Genomic DNA, 14,181 nt, shown 5'->3' on the forward strand with positions numbered 1-14,181 from the left:
CACCCTTGACGGCGTCCCCGGCTCCGACGACCCCGACGACCCCGACCGGGCGGACGACCGCCCGGCGTCCCTGGAAGGACCCGACAATGCCGCACCACCCCGCCCCCGCCCAGGGCTGTCCCCTTCCCGTGCCGCCCCCCGGCTCCCGGGGCATCGACGAGATCCTCGCCGAGGCGCGCACCCGGCTGCGGCGGCTCGACCCCGAGCAGGCGCACCTGGCGTGCCGGGAGGGCGCGCTGCTGGTCGACATCCGGCCGGCCGCGCAACGCGCCGCGCACGGCACGGTGCCCGGCGCCCTGGCGATCGAGCGCAACGTCCTCGAATGGCGCTTCGACCCCCGGTGCGCGGCCCGGCTGCCCCAGGCCGTCGGCTACGACGTGCCCGTGGTGGTGCTGTGCCAGGAGGGCTACACCTCCTCGCTCGCCGCCGCCGCGCTCCAGGACATCGGCCTGCGCCGCGCCACCGACGTCGTCGGCGGCTTCGCCGCCTGGCGCATCGCCGGCCTGCCCACGCTCGGCCCCACGCCCCCGCCCCGTTCCCCGTCCGTCGCGCCGCCGGTGACCGCCGGCCGGGCGCACCACTGACCGCCGCGCCCCACCGGACGCGGCGGCCGGCCCCGCCATCCCAGGAGGCACCATGTCCGCCGTCGCCATCTCCTCGCGCCCCCACCCGCCCGGCCGGGCCGACCGGGCCCCCCAGTACCGCGCCGACCGCGCGCCCGCGGGCCGGGTCGACCGGGTCCCGCCGCCGGGACACGCCCGGTCCGTACCGACACTGACCGTCACCGTCGAGCTCGCCCCCGGCCAGCTGACGCCGCGCCTCGCCCGCCTGGTCGAGCTGCTGAGGGAGCTGGCGGAGTCGGGCGAGGGCACGCTGCTGGCGGGCCCCGCGGAGCCGGACCTCCGCGCGCCGCAGCCGTGGGCCCCGGCGGAGCGCCGGCCCAGCCCGGTCGAGTTCCGGTCGGCCCAGGCCGACCCGGCCGGGCCGCAGCCGGTCGTGCCCCGGGTCCCGGCCGCCGCCCCGCCGCCCCCCGAGGACCCCGAGGAGGTGCGCATCCTGGCCGCCTCGCGGGTGGTGCGGCAGGGCCCGCGGGTCGTCCCGCTGACCCGCATCGAGTTCGACCTGCTGCACTTCCTGGCGGAGAACCCCCGCCGGGTCTTCACCCGGACGCAGCTGCTCAGCAACGTCTGGGGCTACGAGCACGCCATCGCCCGCACCGTCGACGTCCACGTCCGCCGGCTGCGCGCGAAGCTCGGCCTCGGCACCCCGGTGGTCACCACCGTCTACGGCGTCGGCTACCGGCTCGCCGACGAGGCGCGGGTCAGCGTCGACCCGCACCGCTGAGACGCCGCCGTGCCGTCGGCGACGCGGCGCACCCCGTCCTCGGGGTGCGCCGCGTCCGCGTGTCGGACGCCCGCGCCGCCTGGCCGGTCATCCTGCGCCCGGACCGCGATCGATGGGCCGTCCGGGTACCCCCCGTATCCCACGATCATGGCGACTCTGCTGTAATCATCAGGCCTCGTACGCAGAGCGAGCATCCGGCTCCGATGTGTTCGTCAATTGTCACATTCATGCAACGTAGCCGCCCCTTGACCGCCAGGTGGGCGCCGGGAAGCATCGATGCAGCGGCGTCCCGGGCCGTGGGGAGATACCCGGACCAGCCAAGGAGGACCATGTCGGTCAGCCCCGCATCGCCGCGCGCCGGATGGCATACGTCCCAACCCGCGGTTCCCGGTCGACCCCCCGGCGGCCAGCGCCGTCCCGTCAACGGCACCACGCCCGTGCTCACCGTGACCCTCAGCATCCCCCTGGTGGCCGAGGAGACCCTGACGCCCGCGGCCCGTCGGCTCCTCGACGCGGCGCGGGAGATGCTGGAGCGGGGCGAGGGCGTCGTCACCGCCGGCCCCGCCCCCGACCGGCGACCCGACCAGGTGCCCGCCGGGCGCACGCCGCCCCGCCCCCTGGCCCCGACCATCCCGGCGCTGCACATCCTGGCGTCGTCCCGGTCGGTGCTGCGCGACAACGAGCCGCTGCCCCTGACCCGGCTGGAGTTCGACCTCCTGCTGCACCTGGTCGCCCACCCCCGGCGGGTGTTCACCCGGCTGCAACTGCTCAACGCCGTCTGGGGCTACGAACACGCCGGGGTCCGCACCGTCGACGTGCACGTGCGCCGGCTGCGCGGCAAGGTCGGCGTCGACGTGCCGCTGGTCACCACCGTCTACGGCGTCGGCTACCGGCTCGCCGACGACGCCCGGGTGACCATCGACCGCAGCGGCTGACGGCCCCACCGGCCGGGCCGGCCGGCCCTCCCGCCCGGCCCCACCCGCCCGGCCCGCGTCGCGCCCCGGCGACCGGGCACGATGGTCGGATGCGCGTGCGCCCCATCACCCCCGAGCGGCTCGTCGCCGAGCTGGCCGAGCGGCTCGTCGCCGCCGACCCGCCCGGCCGGCTCCGCGTCGCGGTCGACGGCGCCCCGGCGGCGGCCCCCGACGAACTGGCCGCCGCGCTGGTCGACCCGCTGCGCGCCCTCGGCCGCCCGGTGCTGCACGTGCGGGCCGAGGACTTCCTGCGTCCGGCCTCCGTCCGGCTGGAGTACGGGCGGACCAACCCCGACGCCTACTACGAGGGCTGGGTCGACGAGCCCGGCCTGCGCCGCGAGGTCCTCGACCCGGCGGGGCCCGGCGGCTCGGGCCGGATCCTTCCCTCCCTCTGGGACCCCCGCACCGACCGGGCCAGTCGGGCCGGCTACGTCACGCTGCCGCCCCACGGCGTCGTCCTGGTCAGCGGGGCGCTCCTGCTCGGCGGCGGGCTCCCCGTCGACCTCGCCGTGCACCTGGAGCTCTCCCCGGCCGCCCTGGCCCGGCGCACCGACCCCGCACGGCAGTGGACCCTGCCGGCCTTCGCCCGCTACGCCGAGGAGGTCGCCCCGGCCAGCTTCGCCGACGTGGTGGTCCGCGTCGACGACCCCCGCCGCCCCGCCCTCGTGGAGCCGGACGACGGCCGGTGACACCGGGCCGCACGGCCTCGGGCCGCACGGCCTCGGGCCGCACGGCCTCGGGCCGCACGGCCTCGGGCCGCGGGCCGGAGGCTCCGGAAAATCGGTGGTTTGGCGCGACCGAACGCGGGGTAATCGCCCGGCTCACAGAGCGCGAGTGATCTCCACCCGCGTCACGCAGCGACCGGGCCGGGCCCCACCCCGGCGCACCAGCCAGGAAAGGCAGGCAGCGATGCTCGTCCACGACACGGTAGCCACCGGCCGATCGCAGGCGGACACCGACCAGATCCGGGCGTCCCTGCGGGCTCGCTACGACGAGCTCTCCGCCGAGTACGAGCAGGCGGTGCTCCAGAGCCAGGTGCTGCGCCTGGTGGAGGTCGGCGACACCGCCGGCGACGACCAGGCCGACAGCGGCACCAAGACGGCCGAGCGGGACACCGCGCAGTCGCTGCTGCGCACCATCCTCGACCGCCGGGCCCAGTTCGAGCGTGCCCTGGGCCGGCTCGACGAGGGCACCTACGGCTTCTGTGAGGGCTGCTCGGCCCCGATCCCGGTGGAGCGGCTGGAGATCTTCCCCTCCGCCACCGCCTGCGTCACCTGCAAGCAGAGCCGGGAGCGGCGGGCCGCCTGAGGCGGACCCCTCCGGTCGCCGGTCGGTAGTGGACGCGGTGCGCGCCGCCCATGGGTGAGATCCGGGTGGGCACCGCGTCCTGGACCGACCGGACCCTGCTCGACTCCGGCTGGTATCCGCAGACGGCGGACACCCCGGAGCGGCGGCTGTCCTACTACGCGAGGCAGTTCCCGCTGGTCGAGGTCGACGCCACCTACTACTCGCCGCCGGCCGAACGCACGGCGCGGCTGTGGGCCGAGCGCACCCCGGCCGGGTTCACCTTCAACGTCAAGGCGTTCAGCCTGCTGACCGGGCACCCGACGCGGGTCTCGGCGCTCTACAAGGACCTGCGGCCCGACACCGACAAGCGCAACGTCTACCCCGGCGACCTGCCCGCGCAGGCGTACGAGGAGGTGTGGACCCGGTTCCTGTCCGCCCTCGACCCGCTCGTCGAGGCGGGCCGGCTCGGCGCGCTGCTGTTCCAGTTCCCGCCGTGGTTCACCATCAAGCGGGACAACAAGCAGTACCTGCTGGAGGTGGCCCGCCGGTGCGCGCCCCTGCGGCCGGTGTTCGAGTTCCGCCACGCCTCCTGGTTCGCCGGGGACAACCGCGACGAGACGCTCGGCTTCCTGCGCGAGCACGAGCTGGCGTACGTCTGCGTGGACATGCCGCAGGGCCACCGCTCGTCGGTGCCGCCGGTGCTGGCGGCGACCGCCGACCTGGCCGTGGTCCGCTTCCACGGCCACAGTGCCAGGTGGACCAGCAGGGACATCCACGAGAAGTTCGGCTACGACTACTCCGACCGGGAGCTGCGCGCCTGGGCCCCGAAGCTGCGCACGCTCGCCGACGAGGCGCGGGAGACGCACGTGCTCATGAACAACTGCTACCGCGACTACGCGCAGCGCAACGGCCAGCGACTCCAGTCCCTCCTGGCCGCCGGCCCCTGACGCCGGCTGGTGTGCTGCGGCGGACCCGGGCATGCAAGATCGTGCTCAATCAGGAAACACCTTGTCTTGGAGGCCACTCTTTCCGCGATCGAGCACGATCTTCCGTGCTGTCCCGCCCCGCCCCTGCGTCGCCGCCACGCCGCCCCGCCGCGAGTAGGAGATCTTGGAAGCGGATGGCCCCTCCAGGGGCCGAAATCTTCCAAGATTCGCCCCGGCTCGTCGCCGTAGCCTTGAAGGGCACCTGCGGGCAGGGGGCCTGAGTCGGGTCAGCCCGCCTCGACGCCGCCGGCCCGGAGGATCTGTCTGACCCTCTCGCGGGTGTAGCCGGTGGCCCGGACGATGTCCACCTGGCGCATGCCGTTGCGACCCACGCCCGCCGCGCCGGCCCCGGAGGTCGCCCCCGCAACCGGCGCGGCCGCCCCTGACGGGGCCGGGGTCAGCTCGTCTCGCCGGCCACGCTGAACGAGCGGAGCCGGTCGATCGCCAGCGCGGTGAAGCCCACGCTGATCAGCACGCTCATCACCGCCGCCACCGGCACCGAGACGTCGCCCAGCAGCAGCTCGGTGGGCGCGATCCGGTCGGCGAGGGCGATCACGTACTGCTGGATGGAGAGCACCCGGGTGCCGCTCACGACGCTGCCGAGCAGGCCCTCCCAGATCAGCACGTAGACCAGGCCGAGCAGCACCGGCCGGCGGGTGAGCAGGCTGAGCGCCAGGAACAGCGCGGAGTACGCCAGCGCGCCGACCGCGGAGGCGGCGGCGAGCGCCAGGCCGAGCCGGGCGGAGTCGGCCAGCAGGCCGGCGGCGAAGATCGGCACGGCGACGGTGATGCCGGTGACGGCGGTGGCCACCGCCAGCTTGGGCAGCACGATCTGCCAGCGGGGCAGCGGTTTGGTCAGGATGTGCACGACCGTGCCGTCGTCGATCTCGGCGCCGAGCACACCGGTGCCGACGATCAGGGCGATGACCGGAAGGACCACGGCCAGGCCGAGGCCGACCAGCACCGGCGGGCCCCAGTCGCGCGGGGCGACCCCGAGCGACCGGGAGAGCACCGCCAGGAGGACCAGCACGACGGGCAGCGGCAGCAGCAGGAGGAAGCGGCGACGCCCGAACAGCCCGCGCAGGGTGAGCCAGGAAACGGTAGACATGGGGTTCAGGCCTCCACCAGGTAGGAGAAGACGCTCTCCAGGGACTCGTCCTCGGGCACCAGTTGGCGCACCCGGACGCCCTCCCGCAGGGCGATCTTCGGCAGCGCGCGGGTGAACGCGCCGTAGTCGCCGGCGCGCACCGTCAACCCGGCGCGGCCAAGCTCGACGCCCGCCACCGACGCCTCGGCCATCAGCGCCACGGCGAGCGCCCGGTCGTCGGTGGAGCGCACGGTGAACACGTGCGGCCGGTTGGTCATCAGCCGTCGGATGGTGCGGAAGTCACCGGAGGCGGCCAGCCGGCCGGCGACCATCACCTGGACCGTCCCGGAGACCTGCTCGACCTCCTCCAGGATGTGCGAGCTGAACAGGATGGTGCGGCCGGCGTAGCCGAGGCGGTGCAGCAGCTCCATCATGTGCAGCCGCTGCCGGGGGTCCATCCCGTTGAACGGCTCGTCGAGCAGCAGCACCTGCGGCTCGTGCACCAGCGCGGCGGCCACCCGGGCGCGCTGCCGCATGCCCTTGGAGTAGGTGCCGATCCGGCGGTCCTGCGCGCCCTCCAGCTCCACCAGGGCGATCGCCCGGCGGGCCGCGGCGGCCGGGTCCGCGAGCCGGTGCAGCTTCGCGCTGGCCAGCACGAACTCGTACGCGGTGAGGAAGGTGTGCACCGCCTCCCGCTCGCTGACCAGGCCGAGCCGGCGGTAGACCTCGGGGTTGCGCCAGGTGGGCCGCCCGCCGAGGGTCACCATCCCGCGCGACGGGGCCAGGAAGCCCGCCATCATGTGCAGCAGGGTCGTCTTGCCCGCGCCGTTGGGGCCGAGCAGCCCGGTGACCCCGGGGCCGAGGCGCATGCTGACGTCGTTGACGGCCACCACGTTGCCGTACCAGCGGGAGACGCCCGCGAGGTCGAGGTCGAGGGTGCCGGGGTCGGCCGTGGGTGCCGCCGCCGGCGGGGCGGCGCTGGTCGTGGTCATCGGGCGGCCACCTTCCGGTATCGACGCAGCAGCAGGGCGACGCAGCCGGCCACGAGCAGCACGGCGACGACCGCGTAGACGGGGCCGAAGCCGCCGACCGGGACGCCCTGCTGGTCCTCGGTGACCAGCAGGTCGCCGAGCGCCCAGGAGCCCACGCCGCCGACCAGCGTCGACGGCGAGGCGAGGAAGGCCAGCTCGTTGACCGTCCGGGAGGGCATGACCGACAGGGTGCCGACGATCGGCGTGGTCATCAGGAACACGGCCACGATCCCACCGGCCGCGAACGCCCGCTTGCCGGTGAGGGAGGCGACGAGCAGCCCGACCGAGGCGAAGACCGTCGCCCACAGCCCGGCGTAGAGCAGGCTCGGCAGCAGGTCGAGCAGCTCGTCGGCGACGCCGCCCATGCCGTCGCCGGTGCTGAAGGCCGCGCCGAGGAACATCACGAGCTGCGGCCCGCCGAGCAGCAGCCAGAGCGCGGTCGCCAGCGCCAGCAGCTTGGCCAGCGGGTAGTCCGCGCGCGGCAGCGGCCGGGAGAAGTAGAGCGGCAGCACCCCGCTGCGCAGGTCACGGGAGACCAGCTCGGGCGCGGCCACCGCGACGAAGAAGATGACCAGCCAGCTCATGTTGTCGGCGAACTGGGCGTACGTCATCACCGCCTCGCCGATCTGGGCGCGGATGGCGGTGAGGGCGGCGGCGACCGCCGTGACGATGCCGACCACCAGCCACGGGAAGATCTTGGCCTTCGCGCTGCGCCCCAGCCCGAACGCCGTCCGCAGGCCGTGCAGGTAGAGCGCGCCGAAGACGGCCCGGCGGCCGAGCCGGGGGCCGGTGTACCGCTGGTAGCCGATGTCGTGGATGACGCCGGTCGGCTCAGGCATGGCTGGGCTCCCTCGTGGCGAAGAGTTCGGCCACCCGGTGCCGGCGCTGGTCCAGCCGGTGCAGCGGCAGGTCCAGCTCGGCGACCGCGCCGAGGATCAGGTCGTAGGTGGCGTCGTCGACGAGCTCGACGAGCAGCAGCCGGCCGTCCCGGCGCACCGGCAGGCCGAGCGCGCCCAGCCGGGCGGCCAGCTCCTCGGTGCCCTCGCTGACCTCCACGGCGAGCACGTCGGTGGCGGAGGTCATGGCGGAGATGTGGTCGGCGCGCAGCAGCCGCCCGCCGTCGATGGCGACGAGGGTGTCGCAGATCCGCTCCACCTCGCCCAGCAGGTGCGAACAGACCAGCACGGAGATGCCGAACTCGGTGCCGATGCGGTGCACCAGCGTCAGCATCGCGTCCCGGCCGGCGGGGTCGAGGCCGTTGGTCGGCTCGTCGAGCAGCAGCAGGTCGGGGTCGTGCACGAGGGCCTGGGCCAGCTTCACCCGCTGCTTCATGCCCGTGGAGTAGCCGCCGACGGGCCGGTAGCGCTCCTCGTAGAGGCCGACGTGGCGCAGCGCCTCGGAGGCCCGCTCCCGGGCGACCGTACGCGGCAGGCCGCTGACCCGGCCCAGGTGGGTGACCAGTTCCGCGGCGGAGAGGTCGGGCGGCAGCGCGTCGTGTTCGGGCATGTAGCCGACCCGGGCGCGGACCCGGGCGGAGTCCGTGGTCGGGTCGAGGCCGAGCACCCGGGCCCGGCCGCTGGTCGGGGTGAGGAGGCCGAGCAGGATCTTGATCAGGGTGGATTTGCCGGCGCCGTTCGCGCCGACCAGCCCGATGATCCCCGGTTCGACCGCGACGGTCAGGTCGGCCAATGCCGTGACCGCGCCCCCGTACGTCTTGGTCAGCGACTCGGTCGCGATGAGTGTCACGCCGTACAGCGTAGGGACCGGGGGTCGCCTGTGGCCGGCGCACCACCCCGGGCGGATCCCTGAACTTCCCGGCCGGCTCCCCCTAGGGTCCCGCAGCCACGCCGGCCGGCCCGGGGCCCCGCCGGGCGGGAAAGTCACCCGGACCGGGTGAGCCGGCCTCATCCCCGCCGGGCGCAGCATGGCCGTGTGCGTCTCCGGGTTCCGTGGCCGCCGCGGCGGGTTCGGCCGCGTCGGCGCTCGGCGGGAGACGGCCGCGACAGCGCAGGCAGCAGGCGGGCGAAAGGTGGGGAGCATGACGGTTCGGGACACGACGGTCCGGCGGCGCGGCGGCGTGCTGCACGTGGTCGGGTCACCCGGTGGCCCACGCCCCGGTCGGGCGTGGCCGGGCCGCCGGGGCCTCACCGCGCAGCGGCACGGCCCGGCCGGTCCGCCGCGCCGCGACGACGACCGCCGGTGACGGGCACCGGCACCGGACACGACAGACCTACGGGGGTGGGCAGATGGCTGAGCAGCTGATCTCGGCGTTCGAGAGCTCGCTGGACAAGACCAACCTGATCCTGAAGGACATCGAGGCCGCGTACGGCTGGCCCAAGGAGCAGCGCAACCAGTCGTACGCGGCCCTGCGCACGGTGCTGCACCTGCTGCGCGACCGGATGCCGGTGCAGGAGAGCGTGGAGTTCGCCGCGCAGTTGCCGGTGCTGCTGCGGGGCATCTACTTCGACGGCTGGCAGCCGTCGGACGTGCCGATCAAGCTGAACCGCGACGACTTCCTCTACGAGGTCCGCCAGGGCTTCCCGTACGACGTCGAGGGCGGCCCGGAGCGCGTGGTCCAGGTGGTGCTGGACACCCTGCGCCGGCACGTCACCCAGGGGGAGTGGGAGGACGTCCGCTCCACCATGCCCGGGGACCTGGCCCAGCTCGTTCCCTGACGGGTCCCGACCGTCGGCCGGCCGCTCCCGACAGCGGCCGGCCGGCCGCTGTCGGGAGCGGCGGTCACGCCCGCGCCGGGCGGTCGGGCCGGCCGACGGGCGGTCGGGTCGGCGGGCGGTCGTCGACGGTGAGGCCGTGCAGCACCGCCACGGCGGCGAGCGGGAACAGGGCGGCGACGGCGAACCCCGGCCCGAAGCCCAGCCCCGCCACCGCCAGCCCGAACAGCGGCGGGGTGGCCGTGGCGGCCACGTTCTGCAGCACGGTCTGTGCGCTGGTGGCCCGGCCCGCCCAGCTCGCGGGGGCCACGTCCGCGACGGCCGCGTACGCCACGCCGTGCCAGCTGACCGTGGCGACGAGGGCGACCAGCAGCAGCGGGGCCGCCGGCGGGGCGTGCAGCGCCTCGGCCACGGCGAGGGCCCCGAGGGCGGCGGCGGTGCCGGCGGCGATGATCCGCAGCGGCCGTAGCCGCTGGCTGGACCGGTCGGACCAGCGGCCGGCGAGCACCCGCGTCGCCGCCGCCACGAGCTGCGCCCCCGCGATCAACGGCCCGGCGGTGCGCACCGGCCAGCCGCGTTCGGTGACGAGGTAGTCCAGGGCGTACGCGCCGACGACGAACTGCGCCACGACCAGCAGGGCACTCGCCCCGTGCACCCGCCACAGCGTCGGTGACCGGTACGGCGACGGCACCCGCGCCCCGCCCGTGCCGGTTCCGCCCGAGCCCGCACCGCCCGAGCCCGCACCGCCCGTGCCGGCGGCGGCCGGGGCCACGCCGGTGCCGGGCCGTGGCCCGTCGACCAGCAGCAGGGCGGCCACGATCCCGGTCAGCGCGCAGACCGCGGCGGCGGCCAGCAGCGCCAGCCGGGGGCCGCCGCCGGAGTCGGCCAGGACCGGCAGTGCCGCCGAGGCCGCCGCCACGCCCAGCGGCTGCGACGTCTGCCGGATGCCCATCGCCAGGCCCCGCTCGCCGGGCGCGAACCAGCCGGTCACCACCCGGCCGCTGGCGGCGTACACGGCGGAGCCGGCCGCCCCGGCGAGGGTCAGCAGCACGAACAGGGCCGGCCCGGCGGCGTGGGCGGCGGCGGCCAGGAACGCGGCCCCGCCGGTCAGGCCGAGGCCGATGACGAGGCGCTCGCCCCGCCGGTCGGCGACGACGCCCCAGCCGATGAGGGCGAGCACCATGCCGAGGCTGGGGCAGGCCACCAGCAGCCCCAGCTCCCACAGCGGCAGGCCGGTGGCGCGGCGTAGCGCGGGCAGCAGGAACGGCAGCCCGTAGAGGTAGAGGGTGCCTGCGGTCTGCGCGGCGGTGCCGATGCCGAGCATGACCCAGCGGCGGGAGTCGGCCATGGGGCGAGGCTAGCCGCCGTCCCGAAATAAGAGACGATTATCCCGCTATTCGGGAGATGGGTGCGGTGGCGCGGCGTTCCGGCCGCCGGGGCCCGGATGCGGCGCACCGTCCGGTTGACGATGGGTGTCGATGCTGACAGGATATCGGGAGCGCTCCCATCGTCTCGTCGTCGCCGTGGCTGGCGACCCGTACGAAGGACAGGGAACGCATGCGCATCCACCACATCGGCCGGCGCGGCCGGTCCGGCCTGCTGGCCGGTCTGCTCGCCGCCGCCAGCGCGCTCGCCATGGGCGTCGCTATCGCCCAGCCCGGCACCGCCGAGGCCGCCGCCAGCCTGAGGAGCCTCGCCGACGCCAAGGGCCGCGACATCGGCTTCGCCCTGGACCCCAACCGGCTCTCCGAGGGCCCGTACAAGCAGATCGCCGACGCCGAGTTCAACCTCGTCGTCGCCGAGAACGCGATGAAGTGGTCCGTCACCGAGCCGAACCGCAACCAGTTCTCCTTCGGCCAGGGCGACGCGGTCGTCAACTACGCCGTGGGCAGCAACAAGAAGGTGTACGGCCACACCCTCGTCTGGCACAACCAGATGCCCGGCTGGACGTCGAACCTCTCCGGGTCCGACCTGCTCGCCGCGATGAAGAACCACATCGCCGGGGTGGCCGGCCACTACAAGGGCAAGGTGTTCGCCTGGGACGTGGTCAACGAGGCGTTCGCCGACGGCGGCTCCGGCGGACGCCGCGACAGCATCCTCCAGCAGCGCATCGGCAACAGCTGGATCGAGGAGGCGTTCCGCGCCGCCCGCGCCGCCGACCCGGGCGCGAAGCTGTGCATCAACGACTACAGCACCGACGGCATCAACGCCAAGAGCACCGCCATCTACAACCTGGTCCGGGACTTCAAGTCCCGGGGCGTGCCGATCGACTGCGTCGGCTTCCAGGCGCACCTGATCGTCGGCCAGGTCCCCGGCGACATGCAGGCCAACCTCCAGCGCTTCACCGACCTCGGCGTCGACGTGCGGGTCACCGAGCTGGACATCCGGATGTCCACCCCGGCGAACTCGTCGAAGCTGGCCACGCAGGCCGCCGACTACAAGAAGGTCTTCAACATCTGCCTCGCCGTGGCCCGGTGCCAGGGCGTCACCGTGTGGGGCATCACCGACAAGTACTCCTGGATCCCGGGGACCTTCCCCGGTGAGGGCGCCGCGCTGATCTGGGACGACAACTACGCCCCGAAGCCCGCGTACCAGGCGGTCGCCGAGGCCCTCGGCAGCGGCACCAACCCCACCACTCCGGCCCCGACCACGCCGGTGCCGACCACCCCCGTGCCCACCACGCCGGAGCCCACGACGCCCGCCCCGACCACGCCGGCCCCGAACGGCAGCTGCACGGTGACCTACGTGCCGAACTCCTGGGGCAACGGCTTCACCGCCGAGATCCGGATCCGCAACGACGGCCCCGACGCCGTCACCGCCTGGAGCTTCGGCTTCTACTTCACCGCCGGCCAACAGGTCACCAACGCCTGGAACGCCACCGTCAGCCAGTCCGACACCCAGGTGCTCGCCCGCAACGCCAGCTACAACGGCGCGGTGCCCGTCGGCGGCACGGTGAGCTTCGGCTTCCAGGGCACCCACACCGGGTCCAACCCGTCGCCCACCAGCTTCACGTTCAACGGCAGGGTCTGCGCCAACGGCTGACCGCCCGCGTCCCGCCGGCACACCGGGCGAAACCGGGCGTGCCGGCGGGACGCGCCGTCTACGGTGTGGTTAGAGAAGATCGCGCCGGGGGTACCACCCGTCGCACGACGAACCCCCGCCGCGCGGCGGGGCGGGAACTTGGCGAGGGAGCACCGCATGGCACTCAACGACGACGACATCCAGACGACCAGCGGCGGTGGCCTGGAGGGCCCGGCCGACGGCGGCGCGACCCCCGGTCAGCAGGACGGCGGGGCCGACGGTGGCGCGGAGGGCCCGGCCGACGGCGGTGCCACCCCGGGCCAGCAGGACGGCGGGGCCGACGGCGGTGCCGAGGGTCCGGCCGACGGCGGCGCGACCCCCGGTCAGCAGGACGGCGGGGCCGACGGTGGCGCCGAGGGTCCGGCCGACGGCGGTGCCACCCCGGGCCAGCAGGACGGCGGCGCCGACGGCAGCGCCGTCTGACGCCTCGCGATGACGATCACCGACCCGCCGGGCGGCCACGGCCGCCCGGCGGTCCCGTCTGCCGCCGCCCGCGCCCTCGCGCGGTGCGTCGCCGTCGAGCCGGGCAAGTTCGCCGCCGCCCACTGGGGCCGGTCGCCGCTGCTGTCCCGCGCCGCCGAGCTGCCCAACGCCGACGGCTTCGCCGACCTGCTCAGCCCCGCCGACGCCGACGAGCTGCTCAGCCGGCGCGGGCTGCGTACCCCGTTCCTGCGCGTCGCCAAGGACGGCCAGCTCGTGCCCGCGGCGCGCTGGACCGGCGGCGGCGGCGCGGGCGCCGAGATCGGCGACCAGGTCCTCGACGAGCGGATCCTGGAGCTGTACGCCTCCGGCGCGACCCTGGTGCTCCAGGGCCTGCACCGCACCTGGCCCGCCCTGATCGACTTCGCCCGCGACCTCGGCGCGGCCCTCGCCCAGCCGTTGCAGGTCAACGCCTACCTGACCCCGGCCGGCAGCCAGGGCTTCGCCACCCACTACGACACCCACGACGTCTTCGTGCTCCAGGTCGACGGGCGCAAGCACTGGCGCATCCACCCGCCAGTGCTGCCCGACCCCCTCGAACGCCAGCCGTGGGGCGGCCGGGCCGACGAGGTCTCCGCGACCGCCCAGGGCCCCGCCGCGCTCGACGTGGTCCTCGAACCGGGCGACGCGCTCTACCTGCCGCGCGGCTGGCTGCACAGCGCCCAGGCCCAGGACAGCAGCTCCCTGCACCTGACCGTCGGCATCCGGGCGCTGACCCGGTACGCCATCGTCGAGGAGCTGCTCGCCCTCGCCGCCGCCGACGCCCGGCTGCGCGCCGGCCTGCCGTTCGGCACCGACGTGGCCGACCCCGACGCGATCGAGCCGGAGCTGACCGAGACCGTCGAGGCGCTGCGGGACTGGCTGCTACGCGCCGACCCGGCCGCCGTGGCCGCGCGGCTGCGGGAACGGGCCTGGCCGGCCGCCCGGCCCGCCCCGATCCGGCCCCTCGCCCAGGCCGCCGCGCTCGCCGCCGTCGACGCCGACACCCGGCTCGCGGCCCGGCCGGGGCTGCGCTGGCGGCTCGACCCGGCCGGCGACGACAGGGTCGCGCTGCGCGTGTTCGACCGGGTGCTCACCCTGCCCGCAGGATGCGGGCCGGCGCTGCGCGCGCTGCTCACCGGCGCGGTGAGCCGGGTGGGCGACCTGCCCGGCCTCGACGACGACGCCGACCGGGTCGTCCTGGCCCGCCGGCTGCTGCGCGAGGCGATCGCCGTCCCTGCGGAGTAAGGAAGGGCACCC

The 14,181-nt window shown here is 75.2% G+C and carries 16 protein-coding genes; 11 read left to right on the forward strand and 5 right to left on the reverse strand.

Features of this window, described 5'->3' with window-relative positions:
• Positions 1 to 86 precede the first annotated feature (86 nt).
• From HDA31_RS12075 to HDA31_RS12100, 6 genes are all read left to right on the forward strand, one after another.
• Positions 87 to 584 carry a rhodanese-like domain-containing protein gene (locus HDA31_RS12075; protein WP_178065132.1) on the forward strand — a complete coding sequence of 166 codons (498 nt, stop codon included), beginning with the start codon at positions 87 to 89 and terminating at the stop codon, positions 582 to 584.
• 52 nt (positions 585 to 636) lie between these two features.
• On the forward strand, positions 637 to 1,344 hold the full coding sequence (locus HDA31_RS12080) for a winged helix-turn-helix domain-containing protein (RefSeq protein WP_178065133.1): 708 nt from the start codon (positions 637 to 639) through the stop codon (positions 1,342 to 1,344).
• 329 nt (positions 1,345 to 1,673) lie between these two features.
• The gene (locus HDA31_RS12085) at positions 1,674 to 2,279 is read left to right on the forward strand and encodes a winged helix-turn-helix domain-containing protein (protein WP_074473354.1); all 606 of its coding nucleotides are present in this window, start codon (positions 1,674 to 1,676) and stop codon (positions 2,277 to 2,279) included.
• 89 nt (positions 2,280 to 2,368) lie between these two features.
• Complete coding sequence (locus tag HDA31_RS12090) at positions 2,369 to 3,007, forward strand: nucleoside/nucleotide kinase family protein (protein WP_178065134.1); 639 nt, start codon at positions 2,369 to 2,371, stop codon at positions 3,005 to 3,007.
• A 220-nt stretch (positions 3,008 to 3,227) separates the two neighbouring features.
• Complete coding sequence (locus HDA31_RS12095; protein ID WP_074473357.1) at positions 3,228 to 3,626, forward strand: TraR/DksA family transcriptional regulator; 399 nt, start codon at positions 3,228 to 3,230, stop codon at positions 3,624 to 3,626.
• Positions 3,627 to 3,676: 50 nt separating this feature from the next.
• Complete coding sequence (locus tag HDA31_RS12100) at positions 3,677 to 4,552, forward strand: DUF72 domain-containing protein (protein ID WP_178065135.1); 876 nt, start codon at positions 3,677 to 3,679, stop codon at positions 4,550 to 4,552.
• 436 nt (positions 4,553 to 4,988) lie between these two features.
• Here the strand turns inward: HDA31_RS12100 and HDA31_RS12105 are convergent, their stop codons facing one another.
• Genes HDA31_RS12105 through HDA31_RS12120 form a run of 4 tightly spaced genes read right to left on the reverse strand, consistent with a single transcriptional unit; the run spans position 4,989 to position 8,455 of the window.
• A complete protein-coding gene (locus HDA31_RS12105) occupies positions 4,989 to 5,699 on the reverse strand; it encodes an ABC transporter permease subunit (protein ID WP_074473365.1) in 711 nt (236 codons plus the stop codon).
• 5 nt (positions 5,700 to 5,704) lie between these two features.
• On the reverse strand, positions 5,705 to 6,670 hold the full coding sequence (locus HDA31_RS12110; protein ID WP_178065136.1) for an ABC transporter ATP-binding protein: 966 nt from the start codon (positions 6,668 to 6,670) through the stop codon (positions 5,705 to 5,707).
• Positions 6,667 to 7,548: an ABC transporter permease subunit gene (locus HDA31_RS12115; protein ID WP_178065137.1), complete on the reverse strand. Its 882-nt coding sequence runs from the start codon at positions 7,546 to 7,548 to the stop codon at positions 6,667 to 6,669. Before HDA31_RS12115 ends, HDA31_RS12110 begins: the two co-directional genes overlap by 4 nt.
• Positions 7,541 to 8,455 (reverse strand): ABC transporter ATP-binding protein, encoded by a 915-nt coding sequence (locus HDA31_RS12120; RefSeq protein ID WP_074473371.1) that lies wholly within the window; start codon positions 8,453 to 8,455, stop codon positions 7,541 to 7,543. The genes HDA31_RS12115 and HDA31_RS12120 overlap by 8 nt, the downstream gene beginning before the upstream one ends.
• A gap of 292 nt (positions 8,456 to 8,747) precedes the next feature.
• On the opposite strand from HDA31_RS12120, the gene HDA31_RS12125 reads away from it, so the two are divergent.
• Positions 8,748 to 8,912, forward strand: a complete 165-nt coding sequence (locus tag HDA31_RS12125) for a hypothetical protein (RefSeq protein ID WP_176734790.1) — start codon at positions 8,748 to 8,750, stop codon at positions 8,910 to 8,912.
• Positions 8,913 to 8,955: 43 nt separating this feature from the next.
• Positions 8,956 to 9,384 (forward strand): DUF2267 domain-containing protein, encoded by a 429-nt coding sequence (locus tag HDA31_RS12130; RefSeq protein ID WP_091284136.1) that lies wholly within the window; start codon positions 8,956 to 8,958, stop codon positions 9,382 to 9,384.
• A gap of 64 nt (positions 9,385 to 9,448) precedes the next feature.
• Here HDA31_RS12130 and HDA31_RS12135 read toward each other — a convergent pair whose 3' ends face one another.
• Positions 9,449 to 10,729: an MFS transporter gene (locus HDA31_RS12135; protein ID WP_178065138.1), complete on the reverse strand. Its 1,281-nt coding sequence runs from the start codon at positions 10,727 to 10,729 to the stop codon at positions 9,449 to 9,451.
• Between the two features lie 209 nt (positions 10,730 to 10,938).
• On the opposite strand from HDA31_RS12135, the gene HDA31_RS12140 reads away from it, so the two are divergent.
• The 3 genes from HDA31_RS12140 (at position 10,939) to HDA31_RS12150 (ending at position 14,169) form a co-directional block, all read left to right on the forward strand.
• On the forward strand, positions 10,939 to 12,423 hold the full coding sequence (locus HDA31_RS12140) for a glycoside hydrolase family 10 protein (RefSeq protein ID WP_178065139.1): 1,485 nt from the start codon (positions 10,939 to 10,941) through the stop codon (positions 12,421 to 12,423).
• Positions 12,424 to 12,579: 156 nt separating this feature from the next.
• Complete coding sequence (locus tag HDA31_RS12145) at positions 12,580 to 12,885, forward strand: hypothetical protein (protein ID WP_074473379.1); 306 nt, start codon at positions 12,580 to 12,582, stop codon at positions 12,883 to 12,885.
• Positions 12,886 to 12,894: 9 nt separating this feature from the next.
• Positions 12,895 to 14,169 (forward strand): cupin domain-containing protein, encoded by a 1,275-nt coding sequence (locus HDA31_RS12150; protein ID WP_178065140.1) that lies wholly within the window; start codon positions 12,895 to 12,897, stop codon positions 14,167 to 14,169.
• Positions 14,170 to 14,181: the final 12 nt, after the last annotated feature.

Origin of the sequence: Micromonospora carbonacea (assembly GCF_014205165.1) — a bacterium.
GTDB classification, from domain to species: Bacteria; Actinomycetota; Actinomycetes; order Mycobacteriales; family Micromonosporaceae; genus Micromonospora; species Micromonospora carbonacea.

Bases quoted from the DNA above. Each gene is read 5' to 3' on its own strand.
- HDA31_RS12075 (WP_178065132.1), top strand. From the start codon at position 87: ATGCCGCACCACCCCGCCCCCGCCCAGGGCTGTCCCCTTCCCGTGCCG.
- HDA31_RS12080 (WP_178065133.1), top strand. From the start codon at position 637: ATGTCCGCCGTCGCCATCTCCTCGCGCCCCCACCCGCCCGGCCGGGCC.
- HDA31_RS12085 (WP_074473354.1), top strand. From the start codon at position 1,674: ATGTCGGTCAGCCCCGCATCGCCGCGCGCCGGATGGCATACGTCCCAA.
- HDA31_RS12090 (WP_178065134.1), top strand. From the start codon at position 2,369: ATGCGCGTGCGCCCCATCACCCCCGAGCGGCTCGTCGCCGAGCTGGCC.
- HDA31_RS12095 (WP_074473357.1), top strand. From the start codon at position 3,228: ATGCTCGTCCACGACACGGTAGCCACCGGCCGATCGCAGGCGGACACC.
- HDA31_RS12100 (WP_178065135.1), top strand. From the start codon at position 3,677: ATGGGTGAGATCCGGGTGGGCACCGCGTCCTGGACCGACCGGACCCTG.
- HDA31_RS12105 (WP_074473365.1), bottom strand. From the start codon at position 5,699: ATGTCTACCGTTTCCTGGCTCACCCTGCGCGGGCTGTTCGGGCGTCGC.
- HDA31_RS12110 (WP_178065136.1), bottom strand. From the start codon at position 6,670: ATGACCACGACCAGCGCCGCCCCGCCGGCGGCGGCACCCACGGCCGAC.
- HDA31_RS12115 (WP_178065137.1), bottom strand. From the start codon at position 7,548: ATGCCTGAGCCGACCGGCGTCATCCACGACATCGGCTACCAGCGGTAC.
- HDA31_RS12125 (WP_176734790.1), top strand. From the start codon at position 8,748: ATGACGGTTCGGGACACGACGGTCCGGCGGCGCGGCGGCGTGCTGCAC.
- HDA31_RS12130 (WP_091284136.1), top strand. From the start codon at position 8,956: ATGGCTGAGCAGCTGATCTCGGCGTTCGAGAGCTCGCTGGACAAGACC.
- HDA31_RS12135 (WP_178065138.1), bottom strand. From the start codon at position 10,729: ATGGCCGACTCCCGCCGCTGGGTCATGCTCGGCATCGGCACCGCCGCG.
- HDA31_RS12140 (WP_178065139.1), top strand. From the start codon at position 10,939: ATGCGCATCCACCACATCGGCCGGCGCGGCCGGTCCGGCCTGCTGGCC.
- HDA31_RS12145 (WP_074473379.1), top strand. From the start codon at position 12,580: ATGGCACTCAACGACGACGACATCCAGACGACCAGCGGCGGTGGCCTG.
- HDA31_RS12150 (WP_178065140.1), top strand. From the start codon at position 12,895: ATGACGATCACCGACCCGCCGGGCGGCCACGGCCGCCCGGCGGTCCCG.